This window comes from Burkholderia sp. AU6039, assembly GCF_002223365.1.
GTDB lineage: Bacteria > Pseudomonadota > Gammaproteobacteria > Burkholderiales > Burkholderiaceae > Burkholderia.
On sequence record NZ_NKFK01000008.1, the window covers coordinates 178,552 to 195,183 of the forward strand.

Annotated in this window: 14 protein-coding genes; 6 read left to right on the forward strand and 8 right to left on the reverse strand. The window is 66.9% G+C overall.

The features are described 5' to 3' along the window. Positions 1-22: 22 nt before the first annotated feature. Both CFB39_RS36550 and CFB39_RS36555 read right to left on the reverse strand, forming a co-directional pair. Positions 23-1,804, reverse strand: coding sequence for an IlvD/Edd family dehydratase (locus CFB39_RS36550; protein WP_089476683.1), 1,782 nt, complete (start codon positions 1,802-1,804; stop codon positions 23-25). A gap of 334 nt (positions 1,805-2,138) precedes the next feature. After that, a complete protein-coding gene (locus CFB39_RS36555) occupies positions 2,139-3,176 on the reverse strand; it encodes a LacI family DNA-binding transcriptional regulator (RefSeq protein WP_089476684.1) in 1,038 nt (345 codons plus the stop codon). A gap of 296 nt (positions 3,177-3,472) precedes the next feature. Here CFB39_RS36555 and CFB39_RS36560 point away from each other — a divergent pair, with 296 nt between their 5' ends. Then, entirely contained in the window at positions 3,473-4,819 is a 1,347-nt protein-coding gene (locus CFB39_RS36560) for an MFS transporter (RefSeq protein ID WP_089476685.1), read from the forward strand. A 211-nt stretch (positions 4,820-5,030) separates the two neighbouring features. On the opposite strand, the gene CFB39_RS36565 is transcribed toward CFB39_RS36560, so the two are convergent. After that, positions 5,031-6,197, reverse strand: a complete 1,167-nt coding sequence (locus CFB39_RS36565; RefSeq protein ID WP_089476686.1) for a pyridoxal phosphate-dependent aminotransferase — start codon at positions 6,195-6,197, stop codon at positions 5,031-5,033. A gap of 53 nt (positions 6,198-6,250) precedes the next feature. Between CFB39_RS36565 and CFB39_RS36570 the strand changes: the two genes are divergently transcribed. The 4 genes from CFB39_RS36570 (at position 6,251) to CFB39_RS36585 (ending at position 9,472) form a co-directional block, all read left to right on the forward strand. Further along, positions 6,251-6,901: a GntR family transcriptional regulator gene (locus CFB39_RS36570; protein WP_256991542.1), complete on the forward strand. Its 651-nt coding sequence runs from the start codon at positions 6,251-6,253 to the stop codon at positions 6,899-6,901. A gap of 191 nt (positions 6,902-7,092) precedes the next feature. After that, positions 7,093-7,599, forward strand: coding sequence for a hypothetical protein (locus CFB39_RS39900; RefSeq protein ID WP_144030373.1), 507 nt, complete (start codon positions 7,093-7,095; stop codon positions 7,597-7,599). 675 nt (positions 7,600-8,274) lie between these two features. Then, complete coding sequence (locus CFB39_RS36580; protein WP_089476689.1) at positions 8,275-9,273, forward strand: LysR family transcriptional regulator; 999 nt, start codon at positions 8,275-8,277, stop codon at positions 9,271-9,273. Continuing rightward, entirely contained in the window at positions 9,266-9,472 is a 207-nt protein-coding gene (locus CFB39_RS36585) for a nucleotidyltransferase family protein (RefSeq protein ID WP_256991558.1), read from the forward strand. The genes CFB39_RS36580 and CFB39_RS36585 overlap by 8 nt, the downstream gene beginning before the upstream one ends. Before the next feature lie 105 nt (positions 9,473-9,577). Here the strand turns inward: CFB39_RS36585 and CFB39_RS36590 are convergent, their stop codons facing one another. Further along, the gene (locus CFB39_RS36590; RefSeq protein ID WP_089476690.1) at positions 9,578-10,153 is read right to left on the reverse strand and encodes a DUF308 domain-containing protein; all 576 of its coding nucleotides are present in this window, start codon (positions 10,151-10,153) and stop codon (positions 9,578-9,580) included. Between the two features lie 287 nt (positions 10,154-10,440). Here CFB39_RS36590 and CFB39_RS36595 point away from each other — a divergent pair, with 287 nt between their 5' ends. Continuing rightward, positions 10,441-11,916 (forward strand): HD domain-containing phosphohydrolase, encoded by a 1,476-nt coding sequence (locus tag CFB39_RS36595; protein WP_089476820.1) that lies wholly within the window; start codon positions 10,441-10,443, stop codon positions 11,914-11,916. Positions 11,917-11,976: 60 nt separating this feature from the next. Here CFB39_RS36595 and CFB39_RS36600 read toward each other — a convergent pair whose 3' ends face one another. The 4 genes from CFB39_RS36600 to CFB39_RS36615 form a co-directional block, all read right to left on the reverse strand. Then, on the reverse strand, positions 11,977-13,449 hold the full coding sequence (locus tag CFB39_RS36600) for an NAD-dependent succinate-semialdehyde dehydrogenase (RefSeq protein ID WP_089476691.1): 1,473 nt from the start codon (positions 13,447-13,449) through the stop codon (positions 11,977-11,979). Between the two features lie 109 nt (positions 13,450-13,558). After that, positions 13,559-14,050: an Lrp/AsnC family transcriptional regulator gene (locus CFB39_RS36605; protein WP_006749694.1), complete on the reverse strand. Its 492-nt coding sequence runs from the start codon at positions 14,048-14,050 to the stop codon at positions 13,559-13,561. A gap of 91 nt (positions 14,051-14,141) precedes the next feature. Beyond that, the gene (locus tag CFB39_RS36610; RefSeq protein WP_089476692.1) at positions 14,142-15,542 is read right to left on the reverse strand and encodes an aspartate aminotransferase family protein; all 1,401 of its coding nucleotides are present in this window, start codon (positions 15,540-15,542) and stop codon (positions 14,142-14,144) included. A gap of 163 nt (positions 15,543-15,705) precedes the next feature. Next, complete coding sequence (locus CFB39_RS36615; RefSeq protein WP_089476693.1) at positions 15,706-16,632, reverse strand: glyoxylate/hydroxypyruvate reductase A; 927 nt, start codon at positions 16,630-16,632, stop codon at positions 15,706-15,708.

The window sequence follows — 16,632 nt, forward strand, 5'->3', positions numbered from 1 at the left end:
CAAGGGTCGTGGGCAGGGAGGGTCAGTGCGAATGGCGCGGGTTGCCGCGTTGTTCGATCACCTTCAGGTACAGCGTGGCGGGCTCGAGGCAGCCGCCGGTGGACAGCTGGCCGACGAACTGGCGATAGAGTGCCTGCCACGGCGTTTGCGCCTGCGGCACCGTGCAGCTCGCCGTCTCGCGGCGGCGCGCGAGTTCATCCTCGTCCACGAGCACGTCGACGCTGCGGCGATTCAGGTCCACGCGAATGCGATCGTTCGTGCGCAGCAGCGCCAGGCCGCCGCCGACCGCCGCCTCGGGCGACACGTTCAGGATCGACGGGCTGGCCGACGTGCCGCTCTGGCGCCCGTCGCCCAGGCAGGGCAGCGAGCTCACGCCGCGCTTCACGAGTTCGGCCGGCGGCGCCATGTTGACGACTTCCGCGCTGCCCGGATAGCCGACCGTGCCGCAGCCGCGAATCACGAGGATGCAGCGCTCGTCGATGTTCAGCGCGGGATCGTTGATGCGCGCGTGGTAGTCCTCGGGGCCTTCGAACACGATCGCGCGGGCCTCGAACGTGTTCTCCGCGCCCGGCTCGGCCAGATAGGTCCGGCGGAAGGCTTCACCGACCACCGACATCTTCATGATCGCGCTGTCGAAGAAGTTGCCCGACAGCACCATGAAGCCCGCGCCATGCTTGAGCGGCGCGTCGGGCGTGCGGATCACGTCGCGGTCGGCGTCGGGCGCGGTGTCGGCGATCTCGCCGATCGCGCGGCCGGACACGGTCACGCAGTCGCGCCGCAGCAGGCCGGCCGTATCGAGCTGGCGCAGTACCGCAGGCACACCGCCGGCGCGGTGGAAGCTCTCGCCGAGGTATTCGCCGGCCGGCATGCAGTTGACCAGCAGCGGCACGGACTCGCCGAGGCGCTGCCAGTCGTCCAGGCTCAGTTCGACGCCCATGTGGCGCGCGATCGCGATCAGGTGCGGCGGGCAGTTGGTCGAGGCGCCGAGCGCGGACGCGACGACGATCGCATTCTCGAACGCCGCGCGCGTCATGATCGCCGACGGGCGCACGTCTTCGCGCACGAGCTCGACCGCGCGCTTGCCGGTGGCGTACGCCATCTGGCCGCGCTCGCGGTACGCGGCGGGGATGCTCGCGCAGCCCGGCAACGACATGCCGAGCGCCTCGGCCAGGCTGTTCATCGACAGCGCGGTGCCCATGGTGTTGCAATGGCCGATCGACGGCGACGAAGCCGTGGTCAGCTGCATGAAGCCTTCGTAGTCGATCTCGCCGGCGGCGAGCAGGTTGCGCGCATGCCAGATCACCGTGCCCGAGCCGACGCGCTTGCCGTCGTGCCAGCCGTCGAGCATCGGCCCGCCCGACAGCACGATCGCCGGCAGGTCGACGGTCGCGGCCGCCATCAGGCAGGCGGGGGTGGTCTTGTCGCAGCCGGTGGTCAGCACCACGCCGTCCAGCGGAAAGCCGTGCAGCACTTCCACCAGCCCGAGGTAGGCCAGGTTGCGGTCGAGCGCGGCGGTCGGCCGGCGGCTTTGCTCGGCCAGCGGATGCACGGGGAATTCCATCGGAATGCCGCCCGCGTCGCGGATGCCCGCCTTCGTGCGCTCGGCCAGTTCGATGTGGTGGCGGTTGCACGGCGCGAGGTCGCTGCCGGTCTGCGCAATGCCGATCACGGGGCGGCCCGACTGCAACTCCTCGCGCGTCAATCCGTAGTTCATGAAGCGCTCGACATAGAGCGCGGTCATGTCGGCATGCGCGGGATCGTCGAACCATTCCTGGCTGCGCAGGCGGCGCGGGGGCTGTGACATGGCGGGCTGTCTCCGAAGGGGCCTCGTTCATTGTTGCGTGCCGGATTGGTACCGGTAACATCGAGCGGATGTTAGCACGGGGTTTTTGCGTGAAGGAAGGGAATTTTTGGGTGCGGGCGGTGCAGGGGAGGGAGCGAGCGCGGCGCGCGATGCACCGGTTTCGATCCAGTCGAACGGCACCGTATCGACGCGCATCGGCCGTCAACCGGGCCTTTCGTTCATGCGATGGCGCGGCGGCGTAAGGGCAGGGGGGCGGTACGCAATCGCGTCGTTCGCGCGCGCCTCGAGCGCACGCCGGTTCTCGCCGGGCGCGACCGGCGCGGTCGCCGGCCCGTCACGCGCTTTCCCGCGCGACGATCGTGTAGTCGATACGGATGCTTTGCGAATCGACCGGCTCGCCGCCGTCGCGCGCCTGCAGTGCCGCCAGCAGCGCCTCGCCCGTGCGCAGGCCGATGCCGTATGCGTCGACCGACACGGTCGTGATGGCAGGGTGGCAGCACGTCGCCACTTCGAAGTTCCCGAAGCCGGCCACCGCGATGTCCTCTGGCACGGACAGGCCACGCCGGTGGCATTCCATGATCGCGCCGAATGCCGACATGTCGCTGACGCACATCACGGCATCGGTGTCCGGCCATTGCGCGAGCAGGGCCGCCATCGCGGGCCCGCCGTGGCTCATGGTGATCGGCGATTCGCCGAGCCGCACGACGCGCGGCTCGCCCAACCGCAGCGCCTTGATTTCCGCCTGGTATCCCTTGAGCCGGTCGAGGCCACGGCGATCCAGTTCGCTGGCGCCGCCGAGAAAGCCGATGCGGCGGTAACCGCGCTCGGCCAGGTGCCGCACCATCGCACGTGCGGCGCGCACGTTCGAGAAGCCGACGGCGGTGTCGATCGGATGCGTGGGCAGGTCCCACATCTCGACCACGGGAATGGCCGAGCGTTCCAGCACCTTGCGGGTCGCATCGGTGTGCTGCGCACCTGTCAGCGCGACGCAGCGCGGCTGGTGACGCAGCATCGAGCGCACGAGCCGTTCCTCGCGTTCCAGGTCGTAATCGGTGTCGCCGAGCAACAGTTGCAGGCCATGCGGTTCGAGCGCATCGGTCAGGCCGCGCACGGTGTCGGAGAAGTTGGAGCTCGACAGCGACGGCACCAGCACCGCGACGAATTCCGATCGCCCCGACGACAACGCACCGGCGGCCGCGTCGGCCACGTAGCCGAGCTGGTCGATGGCCTGGCAGACGCGTGCGCGAGTGTCTGCTGCCACGCTGTGGCCGGCAAGCACGCGCGACACGGTCATCTTCGATACGCCGGCGAGGCGCGCTACGTCGGACATGCGGGGCGGTCCGGCAGGCCGGACGGCGGTGGGGCTGGGCATCGGATCGCGATCGGGAAAACCTGGAAAGGCTACATCATACCGGTGCAGCGTACGGTGCAGGCCGCCCACGGCGCGCACGTCGCAGCGCTGTCCGCACTAGGGAAACCACGCGTTCGGCGACGCTTGAACACGCCTGTCGCGACATGCTACCGTGCTGCTTGTTACCGGTATCAGCATGCCCGTTTCTCCCGTCGCCCCATTGGCGTTTTTTTTTGCCGTGAAATGTTATCGGTAACATCGATGCATCAGAAAACCCGCCGGTACGAAGAAGACCTACACAATCAGGAGACAAACCGATGCCGTCCATCACGCAGACCGCTGCCGCGCCGGCCGCGGCCGACTCATCCGAAGACGCGCTCTATCGCAAGGTCATGCGGCGCATCCTGCCGTTGCTGCTGCTCTGCTACGTCGTGGCCTACCTGGACCGCGTCAACGTCGGCTTCGCGAAGCTGCAGATGCTCGACGAGTTGAGCCTGAGCGACGGCGTCTATGCGCTCGGCGCCAGCATTTTCTTCTGGGGCTATTTCCTGTTCGAGATGCCCAGCAACCTGCTGCTGCATCGTTACGGCGCGCGCTTCTGGATCGCGCGGATCATGATCACGTGGGGCATCGTCTCGTCGTCGATGGCGTTCATCGTGCCGCTCGCGCAGTTCTTCCACGTGCAGACGACCACCATGTTCTACACGCTGCGCTTTCTGCTGGGCCTGTGCGAAGCCGGCTTTTTCCCGGGCGTGATCCTGTACATGAACTACTGGTTTCCGGCGCGCCGCCAGAGTGTGGCCATGTCGGGCTTCCTGGTGGCGATCCCGCTGAGCCTCACGCTCGGCAGCGTGGTGTCCGGCTGGCTGATGGAACAGACGCACGGCCTGTCGGGCATGAGCGGCTGGCAATGGATGCTGCTGCTCGAAGGGCTGCCGTCGATCGTGGTGGCGTTCATCGTGCTGGCCTGCCTGGGCGACGGCCCGAAGTCGGCGAAGTGGCTGTCCGCGGACGAAAAGGCCGTCCTGTCGCGCAATCTCGAATCCGAGGCGACCCACAAGTCGCACAGCATCGGGGCCGCGCTGCGCAGCCCGCGTGTCTGGCTGCTCACCTTCATCCTGCTCACCTTCAATACCGGCTTCTACGGGCTGGCGTTCTGGCTGCCGTCGATCATTCGCGCGTCGGGCGTGCGCAGCCCGCTGCATATCGGTGTCCTGACCGCCATTCCGTACCTGACGGCCATCTTCGCGATGGTGTGGAACGCGTCGCACTCGCGCAAGACCGGCGAGCGCCGCCTGCACGCGGCGATTCCCGCGCTGATCGGCGGGGTCTTCCTGATCCTGAGCGCGGCGTTCGCGCACAACGTGGCGCTGTCGATCGTATTCCTGACCGTCGCTACCTGCGGCATCCTCGCGTTGATGCCGATCTATTGGACCTTTCCGGGGCAGATCCTGTCCGGCACGGCTGCGGCCGCCGGCATTGCGCTGATCAATTCGGTGGGCAACCTGTCCGGCTTCACGGGCTCGATGATCACCGGCATGGCCAAGCAGATGACCGGCAACATCAACAACGGCACCTATGCGCTGGGCGCCTGCCTGCTGGTCAGCTGCGTGTTGATCGCGTTGATTCCGCGCGACGTGCTGCAGCCGCCGGCAGGGCGGTAAGGCGGTAGGGCGTTCGGCCGATGTGACGGTCGGCCGGGCCGGGCATCGCGCTGCCCGGCGTCGGATGTCTCACGTCACGTGAATCGTCGCATGCGGGACTTTCGGCAAAAGCAGGATCTCGTGTGAGCTCGCTTGACCCTCACACGCGGCATGCCGGATACCTCGAGCCACGGACACCTGGCGCACGACCCGGCTGCCTCGTAGGCGGCCGTCATGCGTCCTCCAGTGCGACGCGCACCTTGTTCCCGAGCGTGCGCAACCGTTCGACCGGTTCGTTCGAGAACACGAAACGGACATACTGCTCGCCGTGTGCGACGCCCCATCCGGTCATCGCCGTCGCACATACGCCGCGGCGCAGCAACCGCTCCGACATCTGCGATCCGGTCAGGCCGAAGTCGGAGACACGCAGCAGCATCGACCAGCCGCCCGCCGGCATGCCGAACGGGAGCCCGGACAGTTCGGCGGCGATCGTGTCACGCCGCCTTTCGAGTTCGCTCACGTAGCCGGGCAGATCGGTCGCGGAATGCTCGAGCGCAACCGCCGCAGCCTCCTGGGCAATGCCGACCGGTACCACGACATTGGCGAGCGACACCGCCACCAGATCGGGAATCAGCCATTCCGGCGCGACGATCCAGCCGACCCGCCAGCCAATCATGCGGAGTTCCTTCGACGCCGCGCCGACCGTCACCGTACGCTCGGCCATGCCGGGCAGGCCGGCGGGATGGATGACCGTGCGTCCATCGAACAGCAGCCGCTCCATCGCACTGTCGAGGATCAGCAGCAGATCGTGCTGCACACACAGGCTCGCGATCAGTTGCCAGTCGGACGCGTCGAATACCCCGCCCGAAGGCATCGACGGCGACATCAGCAGCATGGCCCGCGTTTTCGGGCCGATTGCCGCCCGCAGCGCGGCCTGGTCCAGCTTCCATTCGCCGCCCGGCGTGAAGGCGAACGGAACCTGCCGCGGCACGCCGCCCGCCAGGCGGACGCGGTTGAGCAGGCCCGCGTACGTCGGATCGGTGACGATCACTTCGTCGCCGGTCTCGACGGTGGCAAGCAGCGTGTTCAGAATGCCGGAGAGCCCACCCGCCGACACCACCACCTGGTCGGCCGTCAAGCGCTGCCCCGAAAGCGCCGACACGTGGGCCGCAGCGCTTGCGCGCAGCCGATCCTGACCGACGAATGGCAAATAGGAGTTGGCCGAGTCTCGCTCGATGGCCTCCCGGGTGAAGGCGAGCGCCTCTGCGGTGGGCGGGATGTCGGTATCGAGATTTTCGAGCCGCAACAGGTCGACGTCGGCATGATCGGCGATCGAACCCATGCGATCGACCCCGATGCCGGCAATGTGCTGCAGACGCACAGGACGGTGGTGGCGCATCGAGCCTCCGGTTTTGTTACAATTTAATAGATAATATATGCATGGTGGTCGGCATGAACTTTGAAGTCAAGGAAGATCGCTCGCTGGCCGATCGGATCGCTGCCGCCTTGGCGGACCGGATCATCTCGGGCGTCATCGCGCCGGGGGAGTGGCTGCGTCAGGACCACATCGCCGCCGAATTCGGCGCGAGCCATGTGCCGGTACGCGAGGCGTTCAGACGGCTGGAAGCGCAAGGGCTGGCCGTGGTGGAACCGCGAAGGGGCGTGCGGGCGGCGCCGCTCGAGCCGGCGGACGTGCTTGAAATGGCCAAGATGCGCGCTGCTTTCGAGGCGCTGGCGCTGCGCGAGGCGATGCCCGCTCTCGACGCCCGTGCGCTGGAGGAACTCGATGCGATCCTCGATCAGGAGTCGGCGGCGCGCGGTATCGCCGTGCTCGGCACGCTGAACCTCAGGTTTCATCGCGCATTGACCGCGCGGTGCGGGATGCCGCGGCTCATCGACGCAATCGGCGACATGCATCGGGCCAGCTCACGGCATCTGTACGCGACGTGGCAGCAACTCGACTGGCAGGATCGCTCGAACGACGAGCATCGGAACATCGTTCGGGCGATACGCGACGGCGATGCGGACGCAGCGTGTGCGGCGCTGTCCGCGCATATTCTGGCTGCGGGGGATGCGCTGGCTCAGGCGTTGGGTAGTCGGTAGGCGCGGGGAGCAAGCGGGCGTCGTCAAGGGGTCCGAAAGGCTCGATTTGGGAATGGCTGGTGTGTTCTCCGGCGCGGGTGCTGTCGAATGCGTCGGGTGGCATTCGGTCAATTTTAGACGTTAGACGCGACCACTTGATTGGTCGACAATGGGATCTACCTTCTACTTGCGCAACATGCTCGGATACCGACATGAAATCGCTGTCCCCTTTCGATTGTTCGACATGGCTGAAAAACGAAGAATGTATTGAAACGCCGTACGGGAAGGGCGGACTAGGCCACACATCGTATTTGCAATTCGCAGCGCCGAAAAACGATGCGGCAGCTTCCGTGATTGTCGACGGCATTCGCAGCTATCTTGAACCGCCGAGAACCTGTTTGCTCCAGGTCACGGATTGGTCGAGGTATGGGGAGCTTGAGAACTCACTATTGGATGAAATGGAATCGACATGCTCCGGAAAGCTAAACCCGTGCGACGGCTTTGGCCAACTCTTCGAGGCCAGCGAAGCAGATGACGTGCTTGGGTGTTGCGCCACAGTGCTTCGTTGCGGCATGAGCGCATACATCTACATACCGCTAAGAGCCACATTTCTTCTTTGGGAGGGGGATTTTGTCGATGTTTGGGCTAGCGCGTCTGTGGCACGGAATCAGTTTCTGCAGCGCTTAAGAAGCGAAGGGGTACGCATTACAAGCAGCTAAATGGTGAATGTGCAGATGTTTTGAAGCGAATAAACGACGGCTATCGGTCGATACCACTGACCGCAGTGGGTCGATCTGCATCGGTCGCGTGCGCTGGGCGGCGGCCGGCCGCGTTCGGCCTCGACGGTCGTAGGCAATCGCTCTCAAGCAGCCATTCGAACGTCGGCTGTACCCCGCCAGGGGACACACGCGTGCCAAATCGTATCCGTCGCGGCACGCCACGCCCTGTACGCGACGGCGCGAATGTGGGCGCGTCCGATCGTCTTGGAACACGCGCACCGGACACCGATCGATGCCATGGCGCTTGACCCGGAATGCGACTCGGTCGCCGCTCGCCGCTACCGATAAACAGCCCGTGGTTGCACTGACGGGGCGACAACGAAATTGACGCGAGCGGAATCATGCGCCTGGCTTACTGTGCGTCACGCCACGAGCAGACAAACGGCAGCGTGTACCTTAGACTCTTGCCGCAATGACCATTGAGTGGCTGGAGGCTTCGTCAACGAGAGCTCCGGGAGACGCATCCGGTTCAGGGACGACATCGCCTTTGTCCATCTGATCAGCATCCGAGCGAGTCCCGAAAGGTTGGGCAACCGTATGGACGCGTTGCCGCGGCAAAGCCGCTCGGCCGACGCGGTGAAGCCTGTGAACGATAGAAGTATCTAAGGATGCTGTATGGCGACCAAGCTGTCATTTGAAGTTCTCGAAGTTTTGGATGCAATTGACCGGACCGGTACATTCGCCGATGCGGCCGAGTTGTTGCATAGAGTTCCGTCGACGCTCACTTACCTTGTGCAAAAGCTGGAAAGCGACATGGATGTCGAGCTGTTCGATCGCAGCGGCAGACGGGCGAGACTCACGGAAGCGGGCCGTGCTGTTGTGGAAGATGGGCGTCGAATTTTAGACGCGGCTCGACACCTGGAGGTCAAAGCAAAAGGTATTCGAGACAGTTGGGAATCGGAGCTTCGACTATGCGTCGATGCGATCCTGCCGATCCAGTCCTTATGGCCGTATGTCCATGCCTTCTACGACCTGGAGATGAATACCCAGCTAAGTCTCTCCACCGAGGTGCTTGGGGGCGTGTGGGATGCCCTGGTTACGCGGCGTGCCGATCTCGCGATAGGGGCGTTCGGCGAGCCGCCGCATGCCGCCAATATTGCGGCCCGGCCAATCGGAACCCTCCGGCACGTTTTTGTCGTGGCACCGGACCATCCACTCGCCCGCATGCCCGAGCCGTTGGAGAGCGAAACGATCGCAAGATATCGAGGTGTCGTCATCAGTGACACTTCTCGCGAACTGCAACCGCAATCTGTGGCTACCCGTGACGGACAGCCTCTGATCATCGTGCCGACGCTCGCAGCTAAACTGCAAGCACTGTGCGAAGGTATCGCTGTCGGGATGCTGCCCGATCTCGTAGCGAAAGAACCGATACGCGAAGGCAGGCTGGTCGCGCGTCGCATTGTGTGTGTGCGCGAGTTCACGAATGGCTACCTCGCTTGGCGCGAGGACAAGGTGGGGAACGCTTTGAACTGGTGGATTGCGCAACTAGACAGCGCCGATTTGCTTGAACGGCTCCTGACGCCGCGGCAAGAGAGTAAAGGGCAGCCCGGGGCGCCCGCTTGCGCAGTCCGTTACCAAAGCGCGGAGTTACAGCCCATCAGCGCTACTGTCTGAGGACCTTCGCCGGTCGACGGTAGGACTCACTTTGCTGAGTGACGGGACAATTGATGTCTGCGCACCATACGGGCTCGACGACCTTTTTTCCATGGCGGTACGACGCAATCCGGCGCGTGTCAGCATTGATACCTATCTTCTGCGAATCCAGCAGAAAAGATACGAGGACCGCTGGCCCCGTGTGACCGTCGTCGTTTAGAAATGCCGCGGGCAGCCAACGGACGTGTTGCCGCCGGAAGTCGACCATAACCGCAACCACGGCGACGGCGATCCGTGCCGTGACATCGTCATCTCGATCGACGACTCACGACGCGCTGCGTCGCGCCCGCCGCAACTGCAGCCACAGTGCCGATATCAGGAAATAGGCGGCCCCTACCGCCGCATAGCCCGCGATCTTCACGATGGCGGGCGGCATGGACGCATGGCGCTGCGCGATGAAGAGCACGCCCGCGAGCGCGGATTGCGCGCCGCTCAGGATCATCGCCCACTGCGCGCCGACCTGCTTCCAGCGACGCAGCGCCGTGCCGAGCTGCAGCAAGCCGGAAAGAATCGCCCAGATGCCGAACACCGCGAGCACCGCATGCATGCCGGCATTCAACGCCGGAAAAACCGCCAGCGTCGTGGCCGCGCTGATCGCGACGTTGACCGCCTGGGTGCGGTTCGTCGCCGCTCCGCCGCTGCGGGCGAGGTCGACGAAATTGGCGAGTGCATCCCACGCCGGATAAACGATCAGCAGGATCGCTGCGCCGGCCACGCTCTGCCGGCCGACGGAAAATGCCAGCGCGACCCAGAGCAGCGAGAATACCGCCCGGGAAAAGTAGTACCGTTTCAACCATTGTGCTTCGGCGGGGGCACGGAATTCGGGGGAGTGGTCAGCCATTTGCATTCCTTCGTAAATCGAATCGTCGTTCCGGCCGGCGTGCAGCGTGTCCGCCGTGCGGAGGTCGTGCCGACCGGATCACCAGTGCACCGAGTATCGCGATCGTCGCGGTCGCCCGCCATCGGTCGGATGTCCGATGGCGAAGGCGCGCCCGCGCGCGCCCCGGGCAGCGGCCGAGATCGCTTCGGGCCAAGTGCGGCGTGCGGCCGATCTGCACGCGCATGCACGGCGCGACGTCGTCGCGTATGATCGTTTTCCCGTTCCCGTGAATGCCCGCGCCCCATCCGATGCCCGACGCTGAAGCCCGTCACACCCCGTTGCGCATATTCGACGCCGTACGCGCGCTGGCCTTCATCGGCGATCTCAGCATGGGGCAGCCGACCGATCATTCGCTGCGCACCGGCTGGCTGGCGGCACAGCTCGCGCAAGCGGCGGGATTCGACGCGTCGGTGTGCGACACGGCCCGCGAGGTGGCGCTGTTGCGCTGGTCAGGCTGTACCGCGAACGCCGCGGGTTTCGCTCAGGCGTTCGGCGACGATGTCGCGATTCGCGCCGCGATGCTCGAGAACCGGCCCGGCCTCGCCGAAGCGGTCGGCCGCGCCGGCGCCGCGATGATCCCGCTCGCGCAAATTCATTGCGAAGTGTCGGGCGAAGTCGCGCGAATACTCGGCCTCTCCCACGCCACGGAAACCGCGCTGCGGCACATTTTCGAAAGCTGGGACGGCAACGGGCTGCCCGCACGGCTCGCCCGGGAACAGGTGCCGGCCGCCGTGTCGATCGTCACGCTCGCGGGCGATCTCGACGTATTCAGTCGCACGTACGGCATCGAGCAGGCGATCGAATGGATCGGGCAACGCGCGGGCGCACGCTATCCGGGCGTGCTCGTCGAGGCGGCCGCGCACGACGCCGCACGCTGGCTCGCGGCGCTCGATCACCTGTCGCCCGACGGTCTCGACGCCGCATTGGCCACGCCCGATATGCAAGGCGCGACCTCCGCCGAATTGATCGCGGACGTCATCGATCTGAAACTCCCGTGGATGACCGGATTCTCGCGTTCGGTCGCCGTGACGGCGGCCGCGTGTTACGAGCGCCTGTCGCCGGATGCGGCCGCGCGCGAACGCGTCTACCGCGCCGGGCTGATTCATGGCATCGGCAGGGCCGCGGTGCCGAACGACGTGTGGAACCTGCCGACGCGGCTGCCTGCGAGCGCATGGGAAAAAGTGCGGCTCGTGCCGTACTGGACGGAGCGCGCCGGCAGGCAGACCGGCGCGCTCGGTGAAGCCGCGGTGCTTGCGTCGTATGCGTACGAGCGGCAGGACGGTTCGGGTTATTTTCGCGGCGTGCGCGATGCGGCGCTGACGCTGGAAGCGCGCGTACTCGCGGCATCGCTGGCGTGGGTCGCGTTGCGCTCGGCCCGCCCGTGGCGGGCGGCGCTCGACGATGCGGCCGCCGCCGGCCAATTGCAGGAAGAAGCGGCGCGCGGCCGGCTATGCGGCGACGTGGTCGCGGCGCTCGTCACGGGTGGCGCGCCTGCGGCCCGGCGCATGGCCGCTCGCGCGTCGCACGACGGCCCGCGCCTGTCGCCACGGGAAATCGACGTCCTGCGGGCCATCTCCCGAGGGGCGAGCAACAAGCAGGTCGCGCAGGCGCTCTCGATGAGTCCGAGCACGGTGCGCACCCATGTCGAGAAGGCGTTTCGCAAGCTCGAATGCTCGACACGCGCCGCGGCGACGCTCAAGGCATCGGCGATGGGGTTGCTCTGACGCGATCCGCGACGCTGATTCGCTTCCGTCTGCGCGGACGGACGGCTCGCGCCCGCCCAATCAATCCAGCCCGCCCTGGCACAGATACTTGATCGACAGGTAATCGTCGAGGCCGTAGCGTGAACCTTCGCGGCCATAGCCCGATTCCTTCACGCCGCCGAACGGCGCGGCCTCGCTCGCGAGTGCGCCTTCGTTGATCCCGACGATGCCCGTTTCGAGCCTCGCCGACACGCGCGCGATGCGGCGCACGTCCTGCGTGTAGAAATACGCGGCGAGGCCGAACGGCGTGTCGTTCGCGGCGTCGACGGCTTCGTCCTCGGTGTCGAACCGGAACAGCGGCGCCACCGGGCCGAACGTTTCCTCGCACGTGAGCTGCATGTCGGCGCTCGCGTCGGCGAGCACCGTCGGCGCGTAGAAGTTCGGCCCCAGCTCGGTCAGGCGCTTGCCGCCCGTCAGCACGCGCGCGCCGCGTTCAACGGCATCGCCGACGTGCCGCGCGATCTTGTCCACCGCGCGCGCGTTGATCATCGGGCCGATCTGCGCGGCCGGGTCGGTCGCCGGCGCGACCTTCAACGCGGCGACGCGCGCGGCGAGCTTCTGCGCGAACGCATCGTAAACGCCGGCCTGCACGTACACGCGATTCGGCGAGACGCACGTCTGCCCGCCGTTGCGGAACTTCGCCGCCATCAGCCCGTCGACCGCGGCATCGAGCTCGGCGTCGTCGAACACGATGAACGGCGCATTGCCGCCCAACTCGAGCGAAAGCTTCTTCAGCGTCGCGGCCGAATCGCGCGCGAGCAGCTTGCCGACGGCCGTCGAGCCGGTGAACGTGATCTTGCGCACGCGGCTGTCGGCGAGCCAGTCGGCGGCCGCGTCGATGCCGCGCTCGCGCGACGCCGTGATCAGGTTCAGCACGCCCGCCGGCACGCCCGCTTCCTGCGCGAGGAACGCGAGCGCGAGCGCGGTGAGCGGCGTGTCCTCCGCGGGCTTCGCGACGACCGTGCAGCCGGCCGCGAGCGCCGGCGCGATCTTGCGCGCGATCATCGCGAGCGGGAAGTTCCACGGCGTGATCGCCGCGACGACGCCGATCGGCTCCTTCACCGCACTCAGCCGCTTGCCGCGCTGCTGCTGCGGAATGATGTCGCCGTACGTGCGCGTCGCTTCCTCGGCGAACCACAGCACATACGACGCGCCGTACGCGACCTCGCCGCGCGCTTCGGCGAGCGGCTTGCCCTGTTCGCGCGACATCAGCTTCGCGAGATCGTCGGTGTGCGCGACGATCGCCGCATGCCAGGCACGCAGGATCGCGGCGCGGTCGCGCGCGGGCGTCGCACGCCACGCGGGCAGCGCGCGGGCCGCCGCATCGGTTGCCGCGCGTGCGTCGGCGGCGCCGCTGTCGGGTGCGTGGGCAACGGTCTCGAGCGTGGCCGGATCGGTGACGGCGAAGCGGCGGCCGTCGAGCGCATCGCGCCAGGCGCCGTCGATCAGGTTGGCGGTGCGAACGAGTTCGGTTCGGGACAGCGTAAGCGGCATGACAGGTCCTTGAATGAAGCAGTTCGGTGACGACGGCGGCGCGGCAGGCGCGCGACTGCCCCGTACGGACAGCGACGCTGCCGTATTCGCGGGTGCCGCGCGCGGTGCGTCAGTGACGTTCGCCGAACAGCGATTCGAGCGGGTAGTGCCGTTTGACGAACGGCGATTTGATGATCACGTAACTGAAATACTTCTCGATGCCGATGTTCTGCTCGAGCAGCCCTTCGACGATCGTCTGGTAATGGCTCACGCTGCGCGTGATGAACTTCAGCAGATAGTCGTAGCCGCCGCTCGCGAGGTGGCATTCGACGATCTCGTCGACGTTGCGGATCGCCGCGACGAAGCGGTCGAAATCCTCGCGCCGGTGGTCGGCCAGCGTGACTTCGGTGAACACGACCTGCACGTCGCCGAGTTTCTCGAGCTGAATGTGCGCGCCGTAGCCGCCGATGTAGCCGGCCTTCTCGAGCCGCTTCACGCGGATCAGGCAGGGACTGGGCGACAGCCCGACCGCATCGGCCAGCTCGACGTTGGTCATGCGGCCGCGCTTCTGCAACTGGGAGAGGATGCGCAGGTCGATGCGATCCAGCTTGCTGTCCGTCATGTTCACGTGCGTCGGGAGTCGGAAAAATGGAATGTCCGGTTACTTTAGAGTCGAAAGATATCCGCCACAAGCCCGGCTTTCCCTTGGCCCGTCAGGCCGGCTGCGCGTGCGCGGCGTCGAGCGCGCGCTGCACGCCCGAATCGGCCAGCACGTCGTCGAGCGTGTTGCGCACGCGTTCGAACAGCAGGTCGAACTCGCCCGCGGTGAAGCTCAGCGCCGGCGCGAAGCCGAGCACGCCGTCGCCGAACGCGCGGAACACCACGCCGTTCGCGTACGCGGCGGCCGCGATCTTGTCCGGCACGTTCAGCGCCGGGTCGAAGCGCGTCTTGTGCGCCTTGTCGGCCACCAGTTCGAGCGCGCCGAGCAGCCCGACCGAACGCGCGTCGCCGACGAGCGGATGCGCGCGCAGTGAGTCGAGGCCTGCCGCGAAGCGGGGCGCCAGCGCCTGGCCGTTCGCGAGCAGCCCGCCTTCGTGATAGAGCTTCAGCACCTCGAGGCCGATCGCCGCGCTGACCGGATGCGCGGAATACGTATGGCCGTGGCCGACCACCGGCGAATCGGCGCGGTCGCCCGCGATCCCTTCGTAGATTTCGTCGGACATCAGCACCGCGCCCATCGGCGCATAGCCGGCCGTCAGGCCCTTCGCGACCGTCATCAGGTCCGGATCGACCTGTTCGGCCTCGCAGGCGAACAGCGGGCCCGTGCGGCCGAAGCCGGTGATCACCTCGTCGGCGACGAACAGGATGCCGAGGCGCCGGCACGCGTCGCGCATCGCCTTCAGCCAGCCGGCCGGCGGCACGATCACGCCGCCGGAGCCTTGCACCGGCTCGCAGAAGAACGCGGCGACGTTGTCCGCGCCGAGTTCGGCGACCTTCGCTTCGAGCGCGGCGACCGACGCGGCGATCAGCGCCTGCGGATCGTCGCCGAGCGGATGGCGGTACGGGTAGGGCGACGGAATGTGGTGCTGATCGGCCCGCGGCAGGTCGAAATGGCGATGGAACGCCGGCAGCGCGGTGAGCCCGGCGCCGATCGACGACGAGCCGTGATAGCCGCGCTCCAGCGCGATCATGTGCTTTTTCGACGGGCGGCCGGTCGCGTTGAAATAGTGCGTGATGAAACGGATCGCGGAATCGACCGCGTCCGAGCCGCCGAGCGTGAAATACACACGATTCAGCGACGGCGGCGCGAGCGCGGCGAGCCGTTCGGCGAGTTCGATTGCCGGCTGCGAGCCGAAATGGAAATAACCGGTCGCGTAGGGCAGCTTCGCCAGCTGGTCGGCGGCGGCCTTCACGATACTGTCGCGGCCGTAGCCGACGTTCACGCACCACAGGCCCGAGAACGCGTCGAGCAGCGTGTGGCCCGCGGCGTCGCGCAGGAACACGCCGTCCGCGGATTCGAGCACGGTGACGCCGCGCGCCTCGTGCGCACGGTAATTGACGACGGGGTGGATCAGGTGTTGACGATCGGCTTCGATCAGCGCGGCTTGGTTCATGGGAAGGCGGGACTCTCGTCAGGTGTCAGCGGTGAGTTCATGCTAACGGGCGAGAAATCCGGATGCGTCTTCAATTTGCGGCCCGAAACGTATGCGCGCGGCGTTTGTGCGGGGCGCTTCGGCATTTTCTGCTGCGCGCCCGGCGGGCCGGGCGCGCGTCAGGTCAGTAGCCACGCGCGCGATCGACGACGCCGATCATCGGCTGGCCCGCGCGATGGCGCGCGAGGTTCGCGAGCACCGCGTCGACCGCGGTGTCGGGCCGCGTCGCGCTGGCGATGTGGGGCGTGATGCGGATGCGCGGATGGGTCCAGAACGGATGGCCGGCCGGCAGCGGTTCGGGATCCGTCACGTCGAGGATCGCGCTGTCGAGGCGGCCGCTCGCGAGCGCCGCGAGCAGCGCGGCTTCGTCGAGCTGCGGGCCGCGCCCGACCTGCACCAGCGACGCGCCGGCGGGCAGCGCATCGAACACGCGTGGGCCGAGCAGCCCGCGCGTGCTGTCGGTCAGCGGCAGCAGGCAGATCAGGATGTCGGTGCGCGCCAGGAACGCGTCGAGTGCCGCGTCGCCCGCGTAGCAGTCGATGCTGTCGAGCGTGCGCGGCGTGCGGCTCCAGCCGGCGCACGGGAAACCGAAGCGCCGCAGCGTGTCGAGCACGGCCTGGCCGAGCGTGCCGAGCCCGAGCACGCCGATGCGCCGCGATGCGGCCGCGCGCACCGGCTTCTCGTGCCACACCTGCTCGCGCTGCTGCGCCGCATAGTCGAACAGGTCGCGATGGATCGTCAGCACGGCCTGCGTCACGTATTCGACCATCCCTTCGACGATGCCCGGCTCGATCATCCGCACGACCGGAATGTGCGCGGGCACGCGAGACAGGTCGAACTGGTCGATGCCGGCGCCGACCGAGAACACGACTTCGAGATTCGGCAACAGCGCGACCGGATCGTCCGGCGGCTGCCAGGCGGCGAGATAGCGGACGGCTGCGGCGTCGCCGAGGTCCGGCCAGATCCGGAACGGCAGATCGGGCGCCTGTTGCGCGAAGCGTGCCGCCCACTGCGCGCCGCGCACCGGGTCGGCCTTGTAGAGAAAGCTCAT